The organism is Peribacillus sp. TH14 (genome assembly GCF_016651145.1).
GTDB lineage: Bacteria > Bacillota > Bacilli > Bacillales > DSM-1321 > Peribacillus > Peribacillus butanolivorans.
Window position 1 is genome coordinate 1 of sequence record NZ_JAEKEK010000003.1, and the last position, 23,587, is coordinate 23,587.

Genomic DNA, 23,587 nt, shown 5'->3' on the forward strand with positions numbered 1-23,587 from the left:
TGTTTCCCGAAATTATCATGATTCACTCACACAGTCTGAAGCGCAAAGTATTTTGAAATCACTTGGATTGTTGTTTCTTTTGCTGTTTTAATGGCCTCTTCTGCATCTAGTTCATAATATTCCGGACGGAACAATTCAACAGAGACAACGTCAGAATAACCGATTTCTTTCAATGTAGATAATATACTGTCTAAATCTATAGTGCCATGCCCCGGCCACACCCGGTCTTGGTCTGTCAGGAAACCGATTGGAAAATCCTCTGTATCATCAATGTGTAAAATAAAGATTTTCGATCCATCCGCTTTTTTCAGGTCTTCCAAATTAGATCCCATTGCATGAAAATGAAAGCAGTCGAGCACTAATCCAACATTGTTACGATTGACAGTTTCAACAATATCGTATGCCTGACCGAATGTATTTACTGTACATTGTGGATGGCCAACAAATTCCACCGCAATTTTCACACCGTACGGTTTTGCGATCTCAGATAGCTCCGTTAACACTTCGACACAGCTCTTTTTAATGTCTTCTTTCAAAATTTTATCTTCTGTTACAAGTGGAACCGCCACTACGTATTTCACACCTAGCTTCTCCGCCATAACCATCATTTTTTTAAACTCATCGATAATCGCTTTATAGCCGACTTCATCACGATTATTAAAAAATACAAGAGCGTTGAAAGCAAGTGGCTTAATATGATTCGTATTGAAAAATTCAGCTAGTTCATCAATTGAGCGTTCTTTTAAGTACTCAGGCAATTTATCCATTGTACGGATTTCGATATAGTCGTAACCATGTGTTTCGCAGTACTTGAGATCTTTGTCCAAGTTGGAATTCTCAAGCGTCGTCGCTTGGTTAAAACAAAGTTTCATTATGTCAACCTCCAATTCTTTCTGCTAAACCTAATCCATCTCTCATTTTTTGGAGCATAAGCTTACTTGACCAGTCTGCTTTGTCAATCCAAGCAAATACTGCATTTGTAGCAATACCATCAAAATTCATTTCATTCAGCTTTCTGAAGATCGTATCAAAGTCAACTTCTGCCTCGCCGATGTTCAAGTGCTGGTGAACGGTTGCTTCAACACCTGGAGGGTTGACGATATAACGGAGTCCGTTGGATGCTTTATGATTGAATGTATCGGCAAACAATACGTGTTGTAGGCGATCACCGGCAGAATCAAACATTGGGGCAATATCACCCTTTCCATCATCGTAGAAAAACGTATGGGCGGTTGAATATACAAGGTTGATCCATGAGCGGTCAAGGGCACGAATCATATCCATCGCTCCTTCATGTGTTTCGATAAAATCGAATGGATGCGCCTGTAAGTTCAGTTTAACGCCTTCTTTCTCAAAAACCGGAATGAGCTCATCCATTGATTTAATGAATTTTTCTTCACATACAACTTCATTGAATTTAGAACCGTTAAATTCGCTGTTCATCAAATCAACATCCAATTCCACTGCCACTTCGATGGCGCGTTTCCAGTTGCGAACTGCAGCCTGGCGGCGGTCCTCATCAGGACCAGCCCAGTAGTAAAGTGGAAGCAAGGATGAGATCTTCACACCCGCGTCGCTGCACCAGCGCTTCAAATTTTTAATCTGTTCTTTATCTACTTTAGGATATTTATAGAATGGGCAAAAGTCTTCACGCGGTGATAGTTCGATATATTCATAGCCTAATTCCGCCGTTTTATCGACCATTTCTTTTAAAGATAAATTGGCATACATCGTTGGATCTAATGCTAGTTTCATCGTCGTTTCCTCCAATTTGAATGTAATTATTTTTACCACAACACCACTTAGTTTGTGTTACGAAGTTCACTGTACTGTGATTTTCCCCGTATAAAAATCAGGTTTCTCAGCCAGATCAACCGGTTCTTTTTGGCCTGATTCCTGTGCTTTTACGCAAGCATCAGCTGTTACAGCTGCAATGTATCCGTCCCATGAAGTCGGACCATTTGGCTGACCTGTCTGTTTAATAGAATCTATGAAATCCTGCAATTCTATGTCATACGCATCCATAAAGCGATCTTTCCAGTCTATTAAAATGTCCGTGCTGCGTTTTGCGCCTTTCCTTGTAACGATGCTTGCCGGTTCAGGAAGATACGCAACACCGTCTTCACCAATGACTTCACACTGGATATCATAGCCATATTTACAATTTACGAATACTTCTGCTTGAATAACAATCCCGCTTTTCGTTTCCAATATGATGATTTGAGGATCTTTTAAGTTAGCATGCGCACGACTTGCTTTCTTCGGGTAAATTACTTGAACGGATTTGTAATCATCGCTGATTAGCCAGTGCAATACATCAATTTCATGAATCAATGTATCAACGACCGCCATTTCCGTTGTGTAGTTCTCATCCACTTCTGGATTGCGGTGTACGCAACGGACCATGAGCGGCTCGCCAATTTCATTTCTATCAATGGCTTCTTTCAATTGTACGTAACCGCTGTCATAACGGCGCATAAAACCAACTTGTACCAAACGCTTCCCGTGTTTCATTTCCGCTTCGGTAATTCTCTTGCAACCTTCCGCTGTTGTCGCTAGTGGCTTTTCACAGAACACATATTTTCCGGCTTCAATCGCATTCAATACGTTTTGTTCATGGGCTGGTCCCCAACTTGTCACAAGCACAGCATTCACGTTTTCATCTGATACAAGTGATTGGTCATCCGGATACACGACCGCCTCAAGTCCATATTGGTTTACGACCTGCTTCGCCGCTTCTTCATTCACATCGGTTACAGCGACAATTTTCCCGCCGGATAATTTGTTTGTAATTCTTTTAATGTGCTCCCGTCCTATTGCTCCAGTTCCTATTACGCCAATATTTAATGTCATGATTATATTCCTCCTATTATACGTATCTGCATTTATGCCAATTAACCTGTATCTCTTATACTATTTTTGTTATTTCTTTAACAGGATCTTTTCCATGGTTACGGAAGTTTTGTTCAAGCTGTTCAAGTGTAAGCCCTCTTGTTTCTGGCAAACATTTTTTCACAAATGTGATAGCCAATATACCTAAAATCGCAAAGACATAGAATGTTGTAGACAATCCGACTTTATCAAGTAAAACCGGGAACGTTAAACCAATTAGGAAGTTCACTATCCAAAGGAAGAATACGGTAACACCCATACCAAGCCCACGTACTTGAAGTGGGAAAATCTCTGAAAGCATCAACCAAGTAACCGGTGAAATGGCTCCCTGCTGGAAGGCAAGAAACGTAACAGTCAAAGATAAAATAACATATGGAAGAGCAGCCGTTCCTTCAAGGAGGGAAGAGAAGATGCCAATCAATAGAAGGGCCGTCGTTGTTCCAATCAATCCAGATATAAGCATTGGACGACGCCCAATTTTACCAAGTAGCCAAATACCGAAGAACGTGGCCAAAACGGAGATGACACCGTTTGCAATATTTCCAATCAATGCAGCTTTTGTTGCAAAACCTGCATCTTTTAAAATCTGGGTACCATAGTACATAATCGAGTTGACGCCTGTTATTTGCTGGACAATGGCAATCCCCATTCCGAGAAAAACAATTCTCCGTATCCATGGAACGGTTAAATCTTTATATGTAGCTTTCTTAACATTGGTTTCTTCAACGAATGTTTCTTTAATTCCCTGATATTCTGATTCTGCCTGGTTTGTATTGCGTATTTTTTTCAAAACGTTCAGAGCCTCGGCATTTTTCTTCTTTGATACTAGCCACCTTGGACTTTCAGGCAACCGGAGCATTCCGAAGAAAAGAAGGATAGCTGGAAGTGCCGCTATAGCCAGCATGTAACGCCATACATGAGAACTGTCGCCCATTGTTGTACCAAGAATGGCATTGAAGATAAATGCGAGCAACTGCCCACTTACAATCATTAATTCATTCTGAGTAACAATTCGTCCACGTCGTTCAGCAGGAGACATTTCCGCCAAATAAGTCGGAACGGTTACAGATGCTCCCCCAACAGCAAGTCCGAGTAGAAAACGGCAAGCTATCATGACCGTAACATTCGGTGCAAGCGTACATCCAATCGTAGAAAAGAAGAAGAGTATCGAAAGGAAAAGAATATTTTTTCGGCGACCAGCATAATCCGAAAGCCGGCCTCCTAAAAACGCTCCAAGTGCCGCGCCTAAAAGAAGTGAACTGGCAACAATACCTTGCGTAAGTGAATTGAGGTTAAGTTGGTCTTCTTCTGACATATACGGCAATGCGCCATTAATAACACCTGTATCATATCCAAACAAAAGACCGCCTAACGTCGAGATAATAATAATCTTGCGTAAGAATGCCATTTGATTTCCCTCATTATTCAAATGAATCACTTCTTTCTAGTTTTTAATCTTGAACTAGGAGCAATCTGTCATTTATATATTTGCGAGCGATTAACGCGTATTCTAATGGATGGGCAACAGATGGATCTTGTTCAGCCTCTACAACAATCCACCCTTTATATTGATGGTCAAGGAGTGTATGAAAAGGTTCCACAAAGTCAACGCAACCGTCACCAGGGACTGTAAACATACCAGCTAAAAAAGACTCTTGAAACGATTTTTCTTCTTTCCGACACTTCTCCAGGACCTTATGTCTTACATCTTTAAAATGGACATGTCCAATGCGGTCAATGTGCTTTCTTAACAGTGTCATGTACTCACCATCTGATACATAAATATGTCCAGTATCATATAGCAAATGAACCAAGTTTTTTTCGGTGTTTTCCATAAGACGATCAATTTCAGACAATGTCTGAACTCCTGTCCCCATATGATGGTGATATACCAACTTCAAATTGTACTGACTCGCGATTTTCCCGAGCTTATTTAGTCCGACACACAATATTCCCCATTCTTCATCTGTAAAGTAAGGTTTTCCCTTAAATACATTGATCTCTCCACCTTGAATACTGTAAGTCTGTTCGGATACAACCGCCACATCCCCATGGACAGCCTGTAAATATTGGCAGTGCTTATGGAAATCCTGTTCTGCTTTTTCGATACCATCGCGGATGATATAGCTGCTGAACCACTGACCAGCGATTTTTAAGTTTCGAAGCTGAAGTTCTTTATTCAGGGCGGCTGGTTCAGGGAAGAAACCACCTACTTCTGTCCCCTGAAATCCTGCCACGACAATATCGCTTAAAAGGTGGGATAAGGTATTCTCAGCCCCTATTTCCGGAATGTCATCATTACGCCAACCAATTGGGGCAATCCCCCATAAAATCTCCTGCATTTTCTGAATTCCTCCTTTTAATATTGTTTGGCGGTCTTTAATTTTTCTTGCCTCGCTTCATATGCCTTTTGAACACTTTCTTGTTCAGAAACTTCTGCCACACCAACATTCCACCAAGCGTCATAGCCATCTGTCATTGTTTTCGGAAGTACTTTCATTTCAATTAATGTAGATACTGATTGTTTTTTTGCATCTTCCAAAGCGGCTTTCAATTCAGCAACAGTATTAGCCCGATAAGTCTTGGCTCCGTATCCTTCTGCCACTTTTGCGTAATCAATATTCATAATTTGATTGTCATGTGTTCTGAACTCACAGCTATAAGTGCCGCTACCATTCTCCATTTGCAGATTGTTAATACAGCCAAAGCCTGAATTATCAAACAATAAAATATTGATTTTATGATTATATTGAATGGCCGTGATTAATTCAGAATGGAGCATTAAGAAACTGCCGTCTCCTACCATTGAATAGACTTCCCGGTCCGGATGAGCAAGCTTCGCTCCTAAAGTTCCTGCAATTTCGTAGCCCATGCAGGAGAAGCCATATTCAAGATGGTACGTGTTCGGAACTGTCGAATGCCAGAGACGCTGCAAGTCCCCCGGAAGTGATCCGGCTGAACCGACGACCACACTGTCCGGATTGACTGTATCATTAATTGCGATCATCGCAGTGGATTGTGCCAATTCAGTTTTCAATGCATCTGAGTATTCATTCAAGATTTGCTGTGAAAATTGGCTTTTAATTTCAGGTGTAAAATTTTCACGATTGAATGTCACTCTACTCAAACGGTCTCGTTCGGTAAGCCAATCTTCCTTCCATTCTGCAAACATTTCACCAAATTCTGTTTCGTATCCCTCTAGTAACCCCTCAAGTTGCTCAAGCGCTATTTTTGCATCCGCGACGACTTGAAATCCATCTAGCTTATATGTCTGAAGACGGCTGACATTAATGTTCAAAAACTTAGTGTCTTCAAAATTAAAAGCAGTTTTAGAAGACGTTGTAAAGTCTGTATAACGTGTCCCGACACCAATTACGAGATCTGCCTGGCGGGCTGCTTTATTGGCAGCCATTGTACCAAGAATGCCCACTCCGCCCAAGTTCTTAGTAAAAGATGATTCCACCGTTGATTTACCAGCCTGCGTTTCCACAAGTGGTATGTTATGCTTTTCTGATAGCTTGATTAAAATATCATGTGCACCGGAATACCTTGCTCCTCCTCCGACGATAATGATTGGCTTCTTACTTGCTTTAATCAGATCTGCAGCTCCATTCAGTTCCCGTTCCACTGGCGCTTTCCGATCCAAATAATGAACGCGTTTATCAAAAAATCGTTCATCGTAATCGAATGCTTCTCCTTCTACATCCTGCGAGATGCAAATCGTCGCCGGACCCGCTTTTCCAGGATCGGTCATCACTTCAAATGCACGAATCAGACTTGACATGAGCTGCTCTGGACGAGTGACGCGATCCCAATATCTTGATACCGCCATAAAAGCGTCATTAGTAGTTATCGCCGTACTGTGCTCATGCTCAAGTTGCTGAAGCACCGGATCAGGCTGGCGTGTGGCAAATGTATCTGCCGGGAGCAAAAGGACAGGAATATTATTAGCAAGTGCTGTACCAGCTGCCGCTATTAAGTTAGCAGAACCTGGACCGGCCGATGTGGTAACGGCATAAATTTTACGGCGGAGCATTTCGCGACTATAGGCGATTGCTGCGTGTGCCATTCCTTGCTCATTCTTTCCTTGAATCACTTTCAAGTGGCCCGCATCCTGTTCAAGGGCCTGACCAATTCCAACGACATTTCCATGACCGAATACATTAAAAATCCCTTCGACAAATGGATACTCTTCACCGTCAACGTGGATATACTGCTGATTTAAAAACTTAATTAAAGCTTGGGCTGTTGTTAACCTCACTTTTCCCATCCTTTGCTCACCTCTATGTAGATAATTTGCTTACACTCGTTCGGCAATTAGTTCCTCAATTTCTTCTACAACTGGCATAGCTTCAGAAGAGCTATGTTTGCTTACTACTATTGAAGCAGAAGCACTGCCAAATTTTAAGGCGCTTTCAATCTCTTTGCCGCTCACTAATGCATATAAGAAAGCGGAAGCATATGAATCTCCTGCGCCAAAGGTTTTTAATACTTTCGTTTTATAAGCCTTCGCTTGAAATACTTCGCCCGATTTGGCATAAGCATATGAACCCTCGACACCATGTTTGATGACCACTAGATCTGCGGAATGGTTAAACAAGTAACGGACAGTCTCTTCGTTTGTACCTTTTTCAGAGTTTTCCATTACATCATATTCATCACGCGTGCCTATCAAAATGTCTGATTGCTCTGCTACTAAAGAATAATAAACAGAGGTTTCTTCAATAGAATTCCAGGTATACGGACGGTAATCCAATTCAAATACGACTTTTACATGATGTTTTTTCGCCAGACTGACCGCTTTTAACACAGCTTCACGTGATGGGCTTTGCGCTAAGGCCGTTCCAGAAACAAGAAGAATTTTTGATTTTTTGATGTATTCTTCGTTTACTTCTGAAGGCGCTAAATGAAGGTCGGCTACGTTATCTCTATACATAAGGATGCTACATTCTTCAGGACTTTTGATTTCTGTGAATGCTAGTCCCGTTTTATGCCCCTTCTGATCAATCACCATATTTGATGTATCCACGCCTGCTTCGCGCATATACCGCTCGATAAATCGTCCGTGTTGGTCATCCGCAAGCTTGCCGATGAATCCAACAGTCAAACCTAATTTTGCACTGCCAATGGCAACATTGGCAGGTGAACCGCCCACATATTTTGTAAACGTCATGGTATCTTCCATCGGGCAATTATATTCATTGGCATTTAAGTCGAGGCAGGCACGGCCGATAGCAATCAAGTCAAACTCCTTGTCGGTACTAAATGTATAGTTCATCCAATTAACAGCTCCTTCTTTTTTTTACCGCTTTAAGATCCATTCATGATCTGGATCATTGTAGAATTTCCAAGTCCTCGTCGGGCCAGCCATGACATTTAAGTAATAAGATTCATAACCATCCGGTACCCCTACCGGATGATACCCCGCCGGTACAAGGACAACATCTCCGTTTTCGACAGTCATGGTCTCATCAATCGAACGGTCATCCGTATAAACACGCTGGAAGACAAAACCCTGAGGTGGATTCATTTCATGGTAGTAAGACTCTTCTAATTGCGACTCTACTGGTAAGTTGTCCTGGTCATGTTTATGCGGAGGATAGCTCGACCAGTTGCCGCTTTCTGTGTAGACTTCGACCACAAGAAGACTGTTCGCTGACGGATCCGAATCCGGCAAAATATTATGCACCATCCGTTTATTACTCAAAATACCTCGTTGTTCAACACCAACATCCTCTGCTTTAATCAATTTGGTCGGAAGTTGCTTTTCAGAAGGGGAATAACATAGTGCTACGCGGGCTTCAGTTATACCTTCTACTTGAAAATGGTTGTTATTCGATATGTAGATGCTGTCCGTCGGCACCTTTTCAAACACACTTTCACGTGTGCCTAAATCGTGGAATGTTTCTTCGCCTACTGTCACGTTGATCTTTCCAGTCAAAGCGACGATACAACACTCCGTTTTATTTAATGATTCTGAATATTTAGAGTGTGAAGCTAACTCAACTATTTTAAACTCAACAAATTCTAATGGAGAATTTACTTTCGTTACTTCCTGAACAACTGTAACACCTTCACCAACCTCAAGTTTTCCTGGTTTTTTCAGTAATTTGCTCATATGTACCTCCTTGTTTCTCAGGCAAAAAATTGGATTAATCTGGCCCGTATCTAAACGGACCAGACTTCATTTATTTTCTATGGGATTTATACGATTACTTCACGTAGCGTGCAGTCACCATTTTTTTTCGAGTGTAGAACTCCACACCGTCTGTCCCGTTTGCATGAAGGTCACCATAGAATGAATCTTTATATCCAGAGAATGGGAAGAATGCCATAGGTGCGGGAACCCCCACGTTAATGCCCAGCATACCCGCATGAATTGTTTCACGGAACTGGCGTACATCAGCTGCACTGTCTGTATATAGGCAAGCGCCATTAGCAAGAGCGGATGCATTCGCAATCTCAACGGCCTCTGTTAAATCTTTCGCACGGACTATGGAGAGGACCGGAGCGAAAATTTCATCTTGCCAAATTTTCATTTCCTGTGTTACATGATCAAAAATCGTAGCCCCAAGGTAGTAACCATTTCCACTTGCGGCCTCGTCTTTACGGCCGTCACGTACAAGGGTCGCCCCTTGCGCTACACCGGATTCAATATAGCTAATAGTCCGTTGCTTAGCCCCTTCCCGGATAACTGGTCCAAGAAAAACGCCGTCGTCTAGGCCATTACCGATTGTAATGGTATCTGCAGCCTTTTTTAATTTTTCAACTAACTCATCCGCTACACATTCTTCTACTACAACAACAGCAGCTGCCATGCAACGTTCACCAGCTGAGCCGAAAGCCGCACTTGTAATTTCTTTTGCTGTCATATCAAGATTGGCATCTTTCAAGACAATCGAGTGGTTTTTTGCTCCTGCAAGTGCCTGAACGCGCTTCAAGTTGGCCGTACCTGTTTTATAAACATATTCAGCAACTGGTTGTGAACCAACGAATGAGATAGCTTTCACATCTTTATGTTCAAGAAGCCCGTTTACCACATCATGTGCGCCATTTACAATGTTCAATACACCTTTAGGAAGACCCGCTTCCTCAAACAGTTCAACAATACGTGCTGCAAGAAGTGGTGTACGCTCAGATGGCTTTAACACGAATGTATTGCCACATGCAATTGCAAGTGGGAACATCCAGCAAGGGACCATCATCGGAAAGTTAAACGGTGTGATACCGCCAATTACACCGATTGGATAACGATACATACCCGATTCAATGTTTGTCGCAATATCTGGAAGCTGTTTGCCCATCATAAGTGTAGGTGCACCCGCGGCAAACTCCACACACTCGATGCCTCGCTGTACTTCACCGATTGATTCTGATAAACTTTTTCCATTTTCGATGGTAACAAGTTTCGCAAGTTCCTCCCAATTATCTACTAGGAGCTGCTGATATTTGAACAATATGCGAGCTCTTTTTGGAACGGCTACCTGCGACCATTTTTTAAACGCTTCATTCGCAACTTGAACTGCACGATCCACATCTTCTTTAGTTGAAAGTGGCACTTCGGCAATCGCCTCACCAGTTGCAGGATTAACGACGATCTCCGTTTGCTTTGAGGTGGATTCAATCCACTCACCATTTATGTAGTTTTTTAATTTTTTAACCTCATGTGTTACTGATGACATGCTTTTTTCCTCCTTGTTTTTTCGAAATTATCAGTCTTTTGTGATTAAAGGTTAAATGAAATCGATTTCATTTAACTTTAAATACCATCCGCATTTTAATTCTTTGTCAGGTTTTTTTAGACCAAACAAATAGATCTCTTACTTTCAACGGTAATAGTTTAGTAGTTATAGACTCAATTTGTAATAAGGCTAGTAATGAAATCGATTTCATTATCTTCTAAATCTCTAATTGAAAAGAAAGCTTCCAAAACTCAGATCGGTTACTATTGATTCAAAATCCTAATAGCCTTATTAAATTACCTTTTCTTTTTTTGAAGCAAAATATAAGAATCATTGCGACATGACTATAATTACCTCAAGCGTTTAGACACTTTATCTCCTGAATACAGGTTGCCTATACGGTAAATCGAAAAATGAAATCGATTTCATTTACTTTATAAGGAAATACTACAATGAATTTTTTTCCTTGTAAACACTTTTTTGTATTTTTTTAAACAAACATCCTCTTTTTGTCGATTCAGAGGACCGATAACTAAAAGGAAATTAAGTATGAATACTTAGAGTACCATGACATCTATATGGAGATGAATTCGTAGGTAAGGACTATCTTGATTGTGTTGTATACAATTGCACGATGTAAAATCCAATCTCGATATTGATATTTTCAAATACTAATTTACTAGGTTCATTTACCTTGAATATTCTGCTCTTTTAAAAAACATCACCAGCTGCTCCCCATGCTTTCCCAATTCACTAATTAAGCTATACCCTGATCGAACATATGGTGTAGTTCAAATCAATCCTCCTGGATAAAATCCATTATCAGAACCTTTTCTCCTCCATTTTTTTAAATTCATCCTTATATAAAGCTTTCTATCTACATGACTTCTAATCTCTAAACTTCTTATTAATGTTCTGTTCTTACAACATAGGGCATAGAGCATGCTGAAAAACTTGCTAATAAGTGAACACAAAAAGTACTATAGCAGGAGAAAGAGAATCGATTAGGGATAACAAGAGCCAAACCTAATCTGAGAAAAACAGTGTTAACGAAATAAGGCAATTCATCAGGAAAGCTGATATTTTAGTGAAGGTAAATCTATTGTTTGGATCCCTCCATTCCTTTGTTTTTTTATTTATTTTAAAATATCTTTCTAAATTTCAATGGCTGATCATTTTTTAGAATTCCCTTAGGGTATATTTTTGCTGAAAATAATGAAATAAACGAATGCTAATTAACATAATACTGTACTAATTCCTGCTAAGAATAACATAAGACCAGGGGATGCAATCTAAATAGGTTCATGCATCCTTAACCAAGAATCAATAATAAAGAAAGTGACCCAGGAAGTTTAAAAGCTTTTCCTGAGTCACTATTTCCTGTTGCTTAATTGTTATTGATTTCTTTTATCTTTAAGACTTTTGGGGACATAGTCATTAAGTTTGTTAAATAAAGAAGTAAGGTAGGAGTTGAGTTCAAATCGATCTTCCTGAACAAATTCGGCTAACGAAACACCATTTTTTTTCATTTCTTTTCCCCCCTTCGCAACTTCCATTTCATCTTGATGATGCACAAACTCTCATTCTCTTATACCGTCAAATTGCTTTTCACAAATTTACCCGATTTTCAATTAATTATTATTTTTGAGACAGCCATCTATTGCTATCTTAATTCATATCCTTACAATAAATATTCACAAAAATTAGTGAAACTAAAAGATCATTATGAAGATAGACCCTACCTCGGTCTACTTACCCCATTATGGTTCCACACCATTTGATTATCATAATTATACAAGAAAGCGCTTACAATGTAAAATGTTATAATACTATAGATTCCTATTTACTTAGAATGTTTCTCATAATAAAATTTTATGTCCATCCAAACTGAAGGTAAAGGAATATCAAATAATATTTAACCTCACCAGCTTTTTAAGTGCGACTGCGCTTCTTTTTTATTTTTTCTTGCCTTGTTCCTTAATGGATATTTCAATATTCCTACTATAAACTTTAATAATCAAACCAATTCAAGGATTTCTTACATTGTGAGCCTTATTTTTTATAAAAAAATTTCTGTATGCGTTTTTACTTTGTGCGTACAAAAGTTTAAGAAATACTCTTTAATTCATCTGTTAAACGAATAAACTCTTCCTTATTACGCATTTTCAATGATTCATCGATTTTTTTTTCAATTTGGGCTTTCCTGTAATCGCTGAGAGCCTTTTTTAAAACCATTTCAGCCATCACTTCAGGTTCTAGTGGTGTTCCAGGCAATTGCTTCTCCATACGAAACCAACTCCTTAACCTTTTTTCTATTATACTAAGTAACTTGGAGATTATTATTATTAATTAAATCCTTGTCTTCCCCCCTCTTTTCTATTTGCTTATTCTCATGATTCCCATGTAACCACTCTTCTATACATAAAGATTACTAATTTTATTATTTTGAATACAAACAAGTTAAACCTTAGTCTTAATTCTAATTCGACCTTCAATATTTTATGAGGTTTGAGAATATAAGTGGTGGACTTTTCCCTTTTTTGAAAGGATTCAAACTAAGAAAAACATTACTCCAATATGTACGGTCAAATGAGCTTGAACAATAAAGTAACCTACATAAATGATTTAATGACCCATTTATTCTTTCATTCAATGTGTATAAGTCCATAAAAAAAAGGATAGTGGTTAACACCTATCCTTTTTTCATGATTGTCCTCTGCTCTCTCATTAAAAATAATCCTCATAGTTCAATAAAATGGCCTTCATGGTTTGACTGGAGTTTCCCTTTTCTTTAATTCTTTGTAGAAAGTCCATAAACAAAATCACCAGTAAATCCTCGACAGTGAGTTCTTCATCCATTAAGTACGGTGATATGTCATGAAGAAAGACCTCTCCCCGGTAAATCTCTGACTCCTTGATCCGAAGTGTAATCTCCGCTTGTTTTTCTTCTGATGTTACCTCCATCTCTTCTTCCCTTTGCTCAAAAGAGAAAAGATTGGTTGTCACCTGTTTCAACACCCTTTTTTCGATCATCGGGCGTTGAAGAAATTTTTTCTTGGAAGAAATCAAAAAGGAACATAGCTGGTCATATTTGGCTCCTTTTTTCACTTGTTCCAGAAAATCAAAATACAAGAGGGCAATCAGGTGATACAGTGTCAAATTTTGAGGCGCCTCTTCAAACAAGTCCTTAATGTCTTCAACGAATACCTCACCTCTCAAATATTCATAATAGGGTACCACAATCTGTAGATACCTATATTTAGGCAATAGGTAATCTAAAAAACCCTTTTTTTCCTTAGTCCCATAAAGCAGCTTGTTCGATAGAAGACTGAATTGACTATAGGATTTCTTCAACGGAACCCCCTCTTTCCAGCCAGGAAACAGCATGATGGATCATGAAATAAACGACTCTACGATCAGAAAGATCCTTCAAAATCGCGATTTCATGTAAGCCCCCTTTTTGACCATATTCCGTTTCCAATAGGTAGGTATGCATATATTCCTTCGTGTCTTTGTAATCCATAACATAATCCACATCCCTCCACCTTGCTAGTCCAAACCGCAGCAACAAAGTATTACAGGCCGTTTGTGTCAAAGGCTTTCCCGTCTTTTGATGATATTTGGGGCTTAATGCTTGGCAAAGCGTCCGGAGCTTGACCTTCATAACATAATCTACAGGGAATTTAATATCATGCTGCTTGTCCTTTCTCACTTTTCTCACCGACGTTATTTGATGTGATGGATTTTCCAAAGATTTTTTTTGAATAACTTTTTCTTTAGGATTCGTTTTCTTCCATTCATTGAAAAAAGGGTTCAAAGACGACATCCCCTCCCTCCTCTCTCCTCACATTCTGCAAAAATGGGAAAATACCTTAAGGTCACTTTGTCAGTTTTCCACTTTACTAACAATATAGTGGGGAAAAGCAAGCATTAGAACCGGATAAAGTATGAATTCCCTTTTCCATGGTCATACTATTTAGCAAGAATATTAAATTGCGAGGGATATAAAAATGAAAAAGATTAAGAAGGATACAGAGACAAAGAAAAAATTTGCGAAATTATTGGAACAGGCAGGTAAAAAAGCCGGAGGGAAAATTGTAAAGGTAAAGATTAAGTAAAGTGATAATAAATTTCAAAAGTACACTTAAATAAAAAATTACATAAACAAAAAAACTCTGGTGACTATATCATCTCCAGAGCCCTTTTCACGATTATCATTAAATAAATTTATTTAACAGCTTCTTTTTATTCCTTACCTGCTTTAAAAGCGGGAACTTTTGAAGTTGCAATATGTATTTCTTCTTCTGTTTGTGGGTTTCTATCCGTTCAGGCTGCTCAGTCGCGCACTTCAAATGTGCCAAATCCAACTAATTGGATTTTCCCCTCACAAGACATCCACTGCTTTTTTAGTTTTGCTTGTTTTGCCACACAGTTTTTTCAATCGTTTAACGCCTTCAACAATTTTGTCCGATCACTACATTATATGAGTCTCAAAAAAGGGGGAAAACCCTTCTAATCATCATCCACTATTGTCAAAAGATGCCCGACTACCACACAGTAAAGTACCATACAATTTGTCACTTCTTAATAATCGGCTTTTTAGTTCGGTTCTACATGAATATGAACCTCATAGACATCGTGTTCGGTTTTTAATACATTTTCAACCTTTGTAGAAATGTCATGTGCATCTTTAATTTCCAAAGTAGAATTAACGAGAATAACAGCATCTACAACAGTATTATTACCGTAATTCCTTGCTCTGATATCCTTAACTCCTTTTACACCAAAGGTATTAAGAATGGTTTTTTTATAAGTTTCTATCAGTTCTTCATCGAAACCATCTGTCAAATTAAGTGAAGCTTCTCGGAAAATATCCCAACCAGTTTTACAAATCAATAGACCTACGATAACAGCTGCTACAGGGTCAAGCCATGCAAGGTTAAATTGAGAACCAATAATTCCGACTACCGTACCTATACTTACCCAGGCATCTGAAAGGTTGTCCTTTGCTGCAGCCATTACTGATTGACTATTAATTTTCTTCGCCAAATTCCTATTATATCGATATACGAAATATATAACTATTGCACAGAACATGCCTGTCCATGCTGCGATTAAATCAGGAGATTCTTTTCTTCCCTCGAATACCGAAGAGATAGCTGTATATAAAACTTGAATACCAACAGCCACCATAATAAAAGAAGCAACCATCGATGCTACAGTCTCGGATTTCCAATGACCGTATGGATGGTTCTCATCAGCCGGCTTTTGTGCTATTTTCAGACCTATTAGAACTGCGATCGAAGCAATGATATCAGTCAAATTGTTTAGCCCATCTGCTTTTAAAGCTTCTGAGTCTGCTGAATAACCTATAAATAACTTTGCAGCAGATAAAAATATATAAGTGCAGATACTAAGGATAACTCCCCGTTCACCCATTTTTAACTCATTATACTTCTGTTGTTCCATGGCTACCCCTCCAAATATAACACTTGATTATATTACCAAGCATTAAGTGGGTGGGTCTATAGCAATCTTTTGTTGTTAGTCCATAGAAATAACATCTGTCAAAAAAAGTTTCCTTAAGCAAACACGGTAAAGGTCATTATTTCCTAATCATATTTTTTACTTTAGTGGATTTTTTCTTTAATACCTATGGAAGTACTTCTTATAGTTGTAAATCCACACGAATCAAAAAAAGGGGAAATTCCTCCCCCTTACCCTTACTGCAACTTCATCAATGATGGTTTTATCCAAACTTCAACTTTATATTTGCTTCAAAGATCGACTGTTATCGTTCAAATTGGTTGATTCCTTCATCTCTATGATGAATTTCCCTACATAATCTTCTTAATCAATATAAGACAAAAAAAACGCTAGTTCTTAATTAAGGAATGAATTTTCCATACATTTGTAACTTATTTAGGTTGCTATTTTTCTTCCATCAAATGTGCTTCAAACATATCAATAATTGCAAGGAATCGTTCGGCTTCTCGGAAAACATGATCCGCCAAAAGAGGATGGATAATACTCTTAATTTTACATTCCTCAATTAGATCCCGGGCAGTTTTCTTAAAATCTCGCAGTGATACTACAGACACTCGATTCTGATCAAGAAACTGATCCAAGAGAGGAACGGTCTGTGATTGTGGTTTCATAGACTCTAAATCAGTAGCCTGAAAGACCAATTGATCAAAATCATTGCTAAAGTTTCTCGCCATATCTACAAGCTTTCTTTCCGATGGGTCAAGTAAGTGTCCAATAAATTTAGCGTGGTCGGCCATTATTCTTAAAAAGAAAACATTCTCTTTAATGATAGCATCAGGTAGTGGTTTCAATTTCCCTTCGTTTAATTCAATTAATCTTTTTCTAAAATAATTGGCTTCTCTACTTGTATGATCCACTAAAAGAGGAAAATTGTTTGCTCCTGGTAATTGACAGGTTAGTATCAGTCCTAATACTTTTCGCTTAAATGCGAATATACCTGTTGCAGCCTGTTGGACTTCCGAATTAAATCTTTTAATTTGTTCTGGATCGGTTTGATTTGTAAATGAATGTGATTGCTGTTCAATCCTTTCAAACAATCGATAAAACTGATTAGCTTCTTCAATTAACTGTGTATCTTCACATCTAAATCCTAGCCTAAGAAATAAAGAGTGTTCTTTCATAATTCTTGACCAAAAACGTATTTCATCTAATGAACGCGCAACAAACATTCCAGATGCTATTCTCATATTAAATTCTTGTGAATTCTCAGTCATAGCTAAATCCCCCTTTAAAAAAACCATCTTTCAAATTTTATTAACCGGGAGTCATAAAAAGACCTAAGTAATAATACGAATCAATTGTTAGAGTCACCACCAATAATCTGAATATTCTAATTTAAATTAGTCGTTTTCTCTGAATGTATGAAAAAAAATTACGGACAAAGAATTGTTCGTGAATCGTTGAGTCAGCTTAAAATATTATTAATTATTAACTAGAAGGTGAAAGCCTCTATACATAGAAGTAAGCCTTTGTTTCGTTTAACAAAGGCTTCATTTTGATGAGTTTCTTCTATTATTTATTGCTACTTTGAAGGTCAATCTATAATATAATGCATCCTACAGAAAATGATAATTTCACACAACGTTCATATATAGATGAAAGCGTTTGCAATTATTGGTGTATACTATATGTTATACAACCGATTATTACACTAGCTTTCTTACTATTTATCATAAATAATGGATTGCTAGCATAAAAATTACTTTTATAAACCAGACAGGAAGGAGATGATCAAATGATATTAAAATCATTGAAAAAAAATGGCATAATGACAATCACTTATTTTAAAGATGGGTTTTTAGAAACTTGCAAGGGCCATATGTATAAACTGAACCTTTATGAACAAACCCTGTCCTTAACGGATAAAAATCAAAATATTTTCTCCATTCGATTATCTCACATCAAGGAAATACATTAATTTAGGTACAAACGAGATTTGAGGAAAACCAAGGACTTTAAGAAAATCCCTCTTGATTGGCTGTTCGAAATATTATTAATCCTAACATAAAATCGAGTAGGAGGGGGTTAGTCGCCCCCTCCTACTCGATTTTTAATAGTTAACAAGTTAAGAAGCGTTCTCCTTTTCGGTTGGATCCTCAGGCCATACATTTTCATAAGCATAACCAGTCAGACTTTCAACAACTTCTTTCGTTTTTGGATTAACGTCTGCTTTAGAACCATTATTTTTTAAACGATCAATTTCATCTACTAAGATTTCATGTGTTTTTTTATTTAATTTGAAAGTGAAAGCTATGCACATTGAAATTACTAGCAACAGTGAAGTCCCAATCACTAACGTATATACGATAGTATGAATTGCTTCAGGTGTTTGTGTTGCTGATCCTTCGACAAAACCACCATATTCTAATAGAAGACCAACAGCCATAGTAGCAATTGCTACAGAAGATTTTCTAGCAAATGTCATAACTGCAGCAAAGAGACCTTCACGTCTTTGTCTTGTTACGATTTCATCGATATCCGGAATAAATGGGAAAACATTCCACGGAGTGAATTCCAATATACTTCTACCAACTTGATAAATCCCAGCAATTATAAATAACAAAACGATCATTGAACTTGGTTGAGTTAAATAAATAACATAAAATCCAATTAAACATAAGATCATTATAGAATAAGCTACTTTAAATAAATTTGCAGGTCCCACTTTAACAATCAAAAATCCTGCTAAGATTGTCACCGGTATACCAATGATGCTTAATGAAAGTAAATTAGCACCAAGTGTAGAAGATGTACCTAATGCAAATATACAGAAATATATGAATACTGTATTAAATACATCTTTCCCAGTAAATGAGAAAAGATAAATTCCTAAATGTTTTCGGAAACTCTTGATTTTAAAAGTTGTAGCAAATTCCTTAAGCACAGAACCAATGGCTTTTAATGTTTCACCAAATCCTTTAGTCTCATTTGCTTTTTCGAGGATTACTTTTTCTTCCTCAGGTGAAAACTTATTTTCCCATGATGATTTATACGAAATAAATATACAGATTGCAAATAGTATAGCAAAGAAGGCACCGTTAATTAAGTAAGCGTTGGCATTGTTATCTCCAAAATAAGCAATTAATTGCCCTGGAACAAAAGTAGCTAAAAACGTACCTGTACCAGAAAGAAACATTCTTGATGTTGACATTTTAGTTCTTTCTTTAAAATCTTTTGTCATTTCAGAAGGTAGTGTTTCCCAAGGGATTAATACCATCGCTGCAATTATTTCGAATAGTAAATAAGTGAAAAGATAGTACCAGTAGTTCATTCCTGATACCCATAATAAAACATAAGTAAGCATTAATGGTGAACCGATTAATAGGAAAAAGCGACGTCTACCGAACATTCTACCTAACTTATACTTAAAGAAATTATCTGATATACTTCCAACAAACAAAGCGATAACTGCATCGACAATGCGAGCAATGGCAATGATAGAAGCGGCTTGTACCGGTGATAAACCAGCAAACGTTGTAAAGAAAAATAGTAGCCAAGCTCCAATAATGGTAAAAGCCCCACCACCCATTATGTCTGTTAATCCAAAACCGATACTAGTACGTAATGTAACTTTTCTATCTTTTCTAGACATGGATATTCCCTGCTTTCTCTTCTATTCTGGTTGCAAAGATTTTGATAATAAAAACGCTTACAATACGATTCTGATAATTACAATTAAAAAACTTTAAACGCTTACATTATTGACTTAAAAAATGTAAGTAGATAATAAATTTGTAGTAATTCATATGTTAATGTAAAAAAATTAAAGCGAGTGAATCACTTTTGAATATTAGTTTGTTTATTAAACAAACTAATAAGTAAAATAATGATAACGTTTTATTATAGTTGCGTCAATTATAAAATTAAAAATTAAAAATATTTTGTGATTTTGTTTTAAGTGCATGAAAACACCGAAAATTGGTTTCTTGTGTAAAAACTCCAAGATAATTGCAATTAATCTCTAAATCATGAACACACTGATACTATTACTCTAAAAAAGGTGCGTGATCAGTATGGGGAAAAATATTAATTCAAATGGAAACATTATCAGTCTGACATGATTTTATTAACAGTGAAATGGTATGAGGTACAACTTGAGCTTTCGTAATTTAGTGGAGATGATGGAAGAACGCTTATCGATGGCTCACACACCGATTATGCGTTGGGGTTCATCAATATGGACCGGAATTAGATGAAAGAGTATGAGTACGACGTCATCTTAAGCCAACAAATGACTCCTGGAGAGTCGATGAAACCTATATCAAAGTAAAAGGTCAATGGTTGTATCTGTACGTGCAGGGGATTCCGAAGGAAACACGATTGATTTTCATTTCAGTAAAACAAGAGACAAAAAGACTGCAAAGCACTTCTTCAAGAAAGCTTTGCGGTCTTTACATGTTTCTAAACCTCGCGTCATTACGGTGGATAAGAGTCCTTTTTTTCTATCAAATCATATTTGCATCAGAACCGCCTTTAACGAGTTTCTTCTATTATATATTGATAATTTGAAGGTCTCTCTCATATTCCTTAACCAACTTATAAAAAGTCGTCTTTTTAACGCCTAATTCCGCCATAGCTTTAACGGCTGTCATCTCTCCTGCTTTCCAAAAATCATAGACTTCTTTAAACTCTTCCGTTACTTGTGCTTTCGGTCGGCCGAAAGGCACACCGTTTTGCAAAGCCACATCAATTCCTTCACGCTGCCGTTTTCGAATACGGTCCCGTTCCTCTTCTGCCATCCAAGAAAGGATTTGTAAAACTAGATCTGCAATGAAAGTCCCTAAACTATCCTTAAATTGAGTTGTATCCAACAAAGGCATATCCATCACAACGATATCTGCCTGGATATTTTTCGTGATGTCATTCCATTCTTTTAGAATTTCTTCCTTGTTTCGTCCAAAACGATCGAGTGAATGAATATATAGGACATCCCCTTTTCGGATCATCCGTTTTAATAGTTGATATTGTTCTCGTTCAAAATTTTTCCCACTCTGTTTATCCATAAAGATATCTCGTTCATCAAGCCCCTTTTCTTTCATTGCCTGAAATTGTCGTCCTTCATTTTGATCTTTGCTGCTAACTCGAATGTATCCAAATTTACGAATATCCATTTTTTTCTCCATCTTCTGCTTTTCTCTTATTCTACCAAAAACGTTCGTAAAAGTGTATATAAATACACGAACGTTCGTAAAATGATTTATAACTTTAATGAACGTTAAAACAAGATGATTTTGCATAAAAAATAACCGTTCGTAAAAGTCTACTTTTACGAACGGTAGCAACAATGCTATTTTATACACTAAGAGAATTCCAACCTAAAAAGTCGATCTCCTCTACGTTAAGGAATCGACTTTTTTTACTTTTTCTTAATAAACTAACGCACCCTTTAGCTGAAGAAGAAAATTATATTGCTAACTGGGGTTTGAAAATGGAGACAATCCCTTAGTTTAGGGATTGCTCCCTGCTGTTGATTAGTAGCTAATCACCTAATCACCTAATTTTAATAAAGATAAGCTCTTTCCTAGATATAGTCCATAGTATGAAATAGGCTAGACATTCTCCCACAAAAAAGTAGGTGAAAACATGAATCCAGACATGAGAGTCTGTATGCCTCATCATTATGGAACAGGATATATGCCATATCCTTACTATGGAACCCATTTGGGATACGGATACCCATCTTATGGAATGGGGTACTATCATCCCCACCATCCCCACTATCATCCTCATTATGATCCTTATCCTCATCATATGTTGGCTCCTGCCGTGCCTTTTCGCTAGGATTTTAGGAAGTACCCAAACTAAAAACCCCTTGGACGCCAAGGGGTTTTAACTTGTCCGTTTTATACGTCTATGCATGATTTTATACATCTTTGATGTATCACGTTTTTAGCTTCTGAAGAAGCCTGGCAGCTGTATAAAAAAGTGGTGGTTTATACAATTCTTGTTCAACTAAACTGCCCCGTTAGTTCAATAAGAAAAAAGAGTTGCGTATGCAATTTTTTTTGCAGAACGTGTGCCAGTGCAGTTTTTTTGAACATCGTTGAAAGCCTTGTTATATCTAGGTTCAAACGATTGTGATAAAAAGCTGTATAGGAATAGAATAAAGAAAAACACTTAAAACATTGATATGACAACGTTTTAAGTGTTTTGTTGTATCAACAAACTTTGATTTGGGATTGGTTTCTCAGCTGCGTATGTATAATTATTCTTATTATTTTTTTCAAAGTAAGCTACTCACCTGTGTGTGAATCCATAAGCTTTCCTGTCTTTAAATCGTAAATTTTATAATCCATTTCCCACATACGGTCTTTGGTCACCGTAATCTCACAGTAATAAGGAATTGATTTGCCATAAGCATCAAGGTCAGGAATCTCCATGAAACTAAATTGTTCGTCTGTATTAAACATATTGAAAGTCGAATCAGAAGAACGACCAGATGAAGATATTTCTATCGTACATTTTCCAATAACAACATCAAAGTCTTTCGTTATTACATCTTTTAGACTTGGAATGGTCATCCATAAAAGCAGGAGTCCCACTAGAAAACCGCCCAGCATTTTAATAGTCTGCCAAAACTCAATTTCTCTCTCTATATACATATGAATAAAAAATATCACTGTGAATATAACTAAAAACACACCTAAACCAAATAAAAAATAATAAATTAAAATAATAATCCCTTCCCTACAATAAATAATTACTATATTTACGTTAATTCAATTATAAAAGTTTCAAAAGTTATCATTATAACCTTTCCAAAGCGAGATTTGATATGTTCATTTCCGCTCATAGCAACATTCAATATAGTTATGGAATTTATAGTTTCACTTTTGTATATCTGTTTAAAGTAACTTTCTACTCCTTCATATTCAACTAAACTGCCCCTTTAGTGCCATAAGAAAAAGGCTGCCTCAGCAACCCCTGTTATTGAACTAAAGCACCCGTTAGTTCATTAAGAAACATTGGATTGATACAAATAAACTAAATATAAATACAACTATACTTAGCCAGCCGTAACCTTTTTGTCCCTTTTGAAATTCTCTTAATCCCATTACCAACATCGTTAAACCTAAAAACAACATCATATATGGTTGAAACTTAAAATCCCCAGTAATCAATCCATGTCCTGCAAGTGCAGTGACTGTTATGGATAAAATTATTTGCAAAAACTTTAACAATTAAAAACCTCCTTTAACCAAATTGATTGTTAAACTATCCTGCCCCGTTAGTGCCATAAGAAAAAGCCGCCTTAAAGACAGCCCCGATCTTAAGCTAATGCACCCGTTTGTGAAAATCTTAGAGAAAAATCACAATAAATAGTAATCCTACACCAATAAGAACTCCACCTATCAACTCAAAGTTATCCAATAATAAGAACAATTTACTTTTATTTTTAAAATCGAATGAAAGAATCCTTTTTCTTAACCAAAATCCAAAAATGAAAATAAATAGAAATGAAAAAA

21 protein-coding genes and 2 pseudogenes are annotated in these 23,587 nt (G+C 37.3%); 3 read left to right on the forward strand and 20 right to left on the reverse strand.

Annotated features, from left to right (window positions below; translation table 11 throughout):
• Window positions 1-26: 26 nt before the first annotated feature.
• The 16 genes and pseudogenes from iolI to JFU50_RS29805 all read right to left on the reverse strand — a co-directional run bounded on the left by iolI (window position 27) and on the right by JFU50_RS29805 (window position 17,335).
• The gene (iolI, locus tag JFU50_RS29735) at window positions 27-872 is read right to left on the reverse strand and encodes a 2-keto-myo-inositol isomerase (protein WP_201184451.1); all 846 of its coding nucleotides are present in this window, start codon (window positions 870-872) and stop codon (window positions 27-29) included.
• Window positions 873-876: 4 nt separating this feature from the next.
• Window positions 877-1,755: a sugar phosphate isomerase/epimerase family protein gene (locus tag JFU50_RS29740; RefSeq protein ID WP_201184453.1), complete on the reverse strand. Its 879-nt coding sequence runs from the start codon at window positions 1,753-1,755 to the stop codon at window positions 877-879.
• A 66-nt stretch (window positions 1,756-1,821) separates the two neighbouring features.
• Window positions 1,822-2,853, reverse strand: coding sequence for a Gfo/Idh/MocA family protein (locus JFU50_RS29745; protein ID WP_201225649.1), 1,032 nt, complete (start codon window positions 2,851-2,853; stop codon window positions 1,822-1,824).
• 55 nt (window positions 2,854-2,908) lie between these two features.
• Window positions 2,909-4,321 (reverse strand): sugar porter family MFS transporter, encoded by a 1,413-nt coding sequence (locus JFU50_RS29750; RefSeq protein ID WP_201225651.1) that lies wholly within the window; start codon window positions 4,319-4,321, stop codon window positions 2,909-2,911.
• A 22-nt stretch (window positions 4,322-4,343) separates the two neighbouring features.
• A complete protein-coding gene (iolE, locus tag JFU50_RS29755; protein ID WP_201225653.1) occupies window positions 4,344-5,234 on the reverse strand; it encodes a myo-inosose-2 dehydratase in 891 nt (296 codons plus the stop codon).
• Window positions 5,235-5,251: 17 nt separating this feature from the next.
• On the reverse strand, window positions 5,252-7,162 hold the full coding sequence (iolD, locus tag JFU50_RS29760; protein WP_201225655.1) for a 3D-(3,5/4)-trihydroxycyclohexane-1,2-dione acylhydrolase (decyclizing): 1,911 nt from the start codon (window positions 7,160-7,162) through the stop codon (window positions 5,252-5,254).
• A gap of 30 nt (window positions 7,163-7,192) precedes the next feature.
• Window positions 7,193-8,170 carry a 5-dehydro-2-deoxygluconokinase gene (gene iolC / locus JFU50_RS29765; protein ID WP_201225656.1) on the reverse strand — a complete coding sequence of 326 codons (978 nt, stop codon included), beginning with the start codon at window positions 8,168-8,170 and terminating at the stop codon, window positions 7,193-7,195.
• A 24-nt stretch (window positions 8,171-8,194) separates the two neighbouring features.
• The gene (iolB, locus tag JFU50_RS29770) at window positions 8,195-9,010 is read right to left on the reverse strand and encodes a 5-deoxy-glucuronate isomerase (RefSeq protein WP_201184464.1); all 816 of its coding nucleotides are present in this window, start codon (window positions 9,008-9,010) and stop codon (window positions 8,195-8,197) included.
• Between the two features lie 94 nt (window positions 9,011-9,104).
• Window positions 9,105-10,574 carry a CoA-acylating methylmalonate-semialdehyde dehydrogenase gene (locus JFU50_RS29775; protein WP_201225657.1) on the reverse strand — a complete coding sequence of 490 codons (1,470 nt, stop codon included), beginning with the start codon at window positions 10,572-10,574 and terminating at the stop codon, window positions 9,105-9,107.
• Between the two features lie 1,394 nt (window positions 10,575-11,968).
• On the reverse strand, window positions 11,969-12,103 hold the full coding sequence (locus JFU50_RS31685; protein WP_260398231.1) for a hypothetical protein: 135 nt from the start codon (window positions 12,101-12,103) through the stop codon (window positions 11,969-11,971).
• A gap of 577 nt (window positions 12,104-12,680) precedes the next feature.
• A complete protein-coding gene (locus tag JFU50_RS29780; RefSeq protein ID WP_056521479.1) occupies window positions 12,681-12,860 on the reverse strand; it encodes an IDEAL domain-containing protein in 180 nt (59 codons plus the stop codon).
• 441 nt (window positions 12,861-13,301) lie between these two features.
• Window positions 13,302-13,928 carry a hypothetical protein gene (locus JFU50_RS29785; RefSeq protein WP_201225658.1) on the reverse strand — a complete coding sequence of 209 codons (627 nt, stop codon included), beginning with the start codon at window positions 13,926-13,928 and terminating at the stop codon, window positions 13,302-13,304.
• Window positions 13,912-14,400: a hypothetical protein gene (locus JFU50_RS29790; RefSeq protein WP_201225659.1), complete on the reverse strand. Its 489-nt coding sequence runs from the start codon at window positions 14,398-14,400 to the stop codon at window positions 13,912-13,914. The genes JFU50_RS29785 and JFU50_RS29790 overlap by 17 nt, the downstream gene beginning before the upstream one ends.
• 419 nt (window positions 14,401-14,819) lie before the next feature.
• Window positions 14,820-14,954, reverse strand: a pseudogene (locus tag JFU50_RS29795) (HU family DNA-binding protein); the annotation flags it as partial.
• 219 nt (window positions 14,955-15,173) lie between these two features.
• Window positions 15,174-16,043: a cation diffusion facilitator family transporter gene (locus JFU50_RS29800; protein ID WP_201225660.1), complete on the reverse strand. Its 870-nt coding sequence runs from the start codon at window positions 16,041-16,043 to the stop codon at window positions 15,174-15,176.
• A gap of 461 nt (window positions 16,044-16,504) precedes the next feature.
• On the reverse strand, window positions 16,505-17,335 hold the full coding sequence (locus tag JFU50_RS29805; protein ID WP_201184471.1) for a DUF2935 domain-containing protein: 831 nt from the start codon (window positions 17,333-17,335) through the stop codon (window positions 16,505-16,507).
• A gap of 521 nt (window positions 17,336-17,856) precedes the next feature.
• Between JFU50_RS29805 and JFU50_RS29810 the strand changes: the two genes are divergently transcribed.
• Window positions 17,857-18,039 carry a YolD-like family protein gene (locus tag JFU50_RS29810; protein ID WP_056521496.1) on the forward strand — a complete coding sequence of 61 codons (183 nt, stop codon included), beginning with the start codon at window positions 17,857-17,859 and terminating at the stop codon, window positions 18,037-18,039.
• 147 nt (window positions 18,040-18,186) lie between these two features.
• Here JFU50_RS29810 and JFU50_RS29815 read toward each other — a convergent pair whose 3' ends face one another.
• Entirely contained in the window at window positions 18,187-19,713 is a 1,527-nt protein-coding gene (locus tag JFU50_RS29815) for an MFS transporter (RefSeq protein WP_201225662.1), read from the reverse strand.
• Window positions 19,714-20,178: 465 nt separating this feature from the next.
• Here JFU50_RS29815 and JFU50_RS29820 point away from each other — a divergent pair.
• A pseudogene (locus JFU50_RS29820) lies at window positions 20,179-20,563 on the forward strand (IS6 family transposase); the annotation flags it as partial.
• A gap of 48 nt (window positions 20,564-20,611) precedes the next feature.
• On the opposite strand, the gene JFU50_RS29825 reads toward JFU50_RS29820, so the two are convergent.
• On the reverse strand, window positions 20,612-21,232 hold the full coding sequence (locus JFU50_RS29825; RefSeq protein WP_201184477.1) for a recombinase family protein: 621 nt from the start codon (window positions 21,230-21,232) through the stop codon (window positions 20,612-20,614).
• Between the two features lie 472 nt (window positions 21,233-21,704).
• Here JFU50_RS29825 and JFU50_RS29830 point away from each other — a divergent pair, with 472 nt between their 5' ends.
• A complete protein-coding gene (locus JFU50_RS29830) occupies window positions 21,705-21,902 on the forward strand; it encodes a hypothetical protein (protein WP_201225663.1) in 198 nt (65 codons plus the stop codon).
• A 452-nt stretch (window positions 21,903-22,354) separates the two neighbouring features.
• On the opposite strand, the gene JFU50_RS29835 is transcribed toward JFU50_RS29830, so the two are convergent.
• Both JFU50_RS29835 and JFU50_RS29840 read right to left on the reverse strand, forming a co-directional pair.
• Entirely contained in the window at window positions 22,355-22,723 is a 369-nt protein-coding gene (locus JFU50_RS29835) for a hypothetical protein (protein WP_201225664.1), read from the reverse strand.
• Window positions 22,724-23,068: 345 nt separating this feature from the next.
• Window positions 23,069-23,302: a YczI family protein gene (locus tag JFU50_RS29840; protein WP_201225665.1), complete on the reverse strand. Its 234-nt coding sequence runs from the start codon at window positions 23,300-23,302 to the stop codon at window positions 23,069-23,071.
• Window positions 23,303-23,587 lie beyond the last annotated feature (285 nt).

What these genes read in the sequence shown, in the direction of transcription:
- iolI (WP_201184451.1), bottom strand. Translation starts at nt 872, where the DNA reads ATGAAACTTTGTTTTAACCAAGCGACGACGCTTGAGAATTCCAACTTG.
- JFU50_RS29740 (WP_201184453.1), bottom strand. Translation starts at nt 1,755, where the DNA reads ATGAAACTAGCATTAGATCCAACGATGTATGCCAATTTATCTTTAAAA.
- JFU50_RS29745 (WP_201225649.1), bottom strand. Translation starts at nt 2,853, where the DNA reads ATGACATTAAATATTGGCGTAATAGGAACTGGAGCAATAGGACGGGAG.
- iolE (WP_201225653.1), bottom strand. Translation starts at nt 5,234, where the DNA reads ATGCAGGAGATTTTATGGGGGATTGCCCCAATTGGTTGGCGTAATGAT.
- iolD (WP_201225655.1), bottom strand. Translation starts at nt 7,162, where the DNA reads ATGGGAAAAGTGAGGTTAACAACAGCCCAAGCTTTAATTAAGTTTTTA.
- iolC (WP_201225656.1), bottom strand. Translation starts at nt 8,170, where the DNA reads ATGAACTATACATTTAGTACCGACAAGGAGTTTGACTTGATTGCTATC.
- iolB (WP_201184464.1), bottom strand. Translation starts at nt 9,010, where the DNA reads ATGAGCAAATTACTGAAAAAACCAGGAAAACTTGAGGTTGGTGAAGGT.
- JFU50_RS29775 (WP_201225657.1), bottom strand. Translation starts at nt 10,574, where the DNA reads ATGTCATCAGTAACACATGAGGTTAAAAAATTAAAAAACTACATAAAT.
- JFU50_RS31685 (WP_260398231.1), bottom strand. Translation starts at nt 12,103, where the DNA reads ATGAAAAAAAATGGTGTTTCGTTAGCCGAATTTGTTCAGGAAGATCGA.
- JFU50_RS29780 (WP_056521479.1), bottom strand. Translation starts at nt 12,860, where the DNA reads ATGGAGAAGCAATTGCCTGGAACACCACTAGAACCTGAAGTGATGGCT.
- JFU50_RS29790 (WP_201225659.1), bottom strand. Translation starts at nt 14,400, where the DNA reads ATGTCGTCTTTGAACCCTTTTTTCAATGAATGGAAGAAAACGAATCCT.
- JFU50_RS29800 (WP_201225660.1), bottom strand. Translation starts at nt 16,043, where the DNA reads ATGGAACAACAGAAGTATAATGAGTTAAAAATGGGTGAACGGGGAGTT.
- JFU50_RS29805 (WP_201184471.1), bottom strand. Translation starts at nt 17,335, where the DNA reads ATGACTGAGAATTCACAAGAATTTAATATGAGAATAGCATCTGGAATG.
- JFU50_RS29810 (WP_056521496.1), top strand. Translation starts at nt 17,857, where the DNA reads ATGATATTAAAATCATTGAAAAAAAATGGCATAATGACAATCACTTAT.
- JFU50_RS29815 (WP_201225662.1), bottom strand. Translation starts at nt 19,713, where the DNA reads ATGTCTAGAAAAGATAGAAAAGTTACATTACGTACTAGTATCGGTTTT.
- JFU50_RS29825 (WP_201184477.1), bottom strand. Translation starts at nt 21,232, where the DNA reads ATGGATATTCGTAAATTTGGATACATTCGAGTTAGCAGCAAAGATCAA.
- JFU50_RS29830 (WP_201225663.1), top strand. Translation starts at nt 21,705, where the DNA reads ATGAATCCAGACATGAGAGTCTGTATGCCTCATCATTATGGAACAGGA.
- JFU50_RS29835 (WP_201225664.1), bottom strand. Translation starts at nt 22,723, where the DNA reads ATGTATATAGAGAGAGAAATTGAGTTTTGGCAGACTATTAAAATGCTG.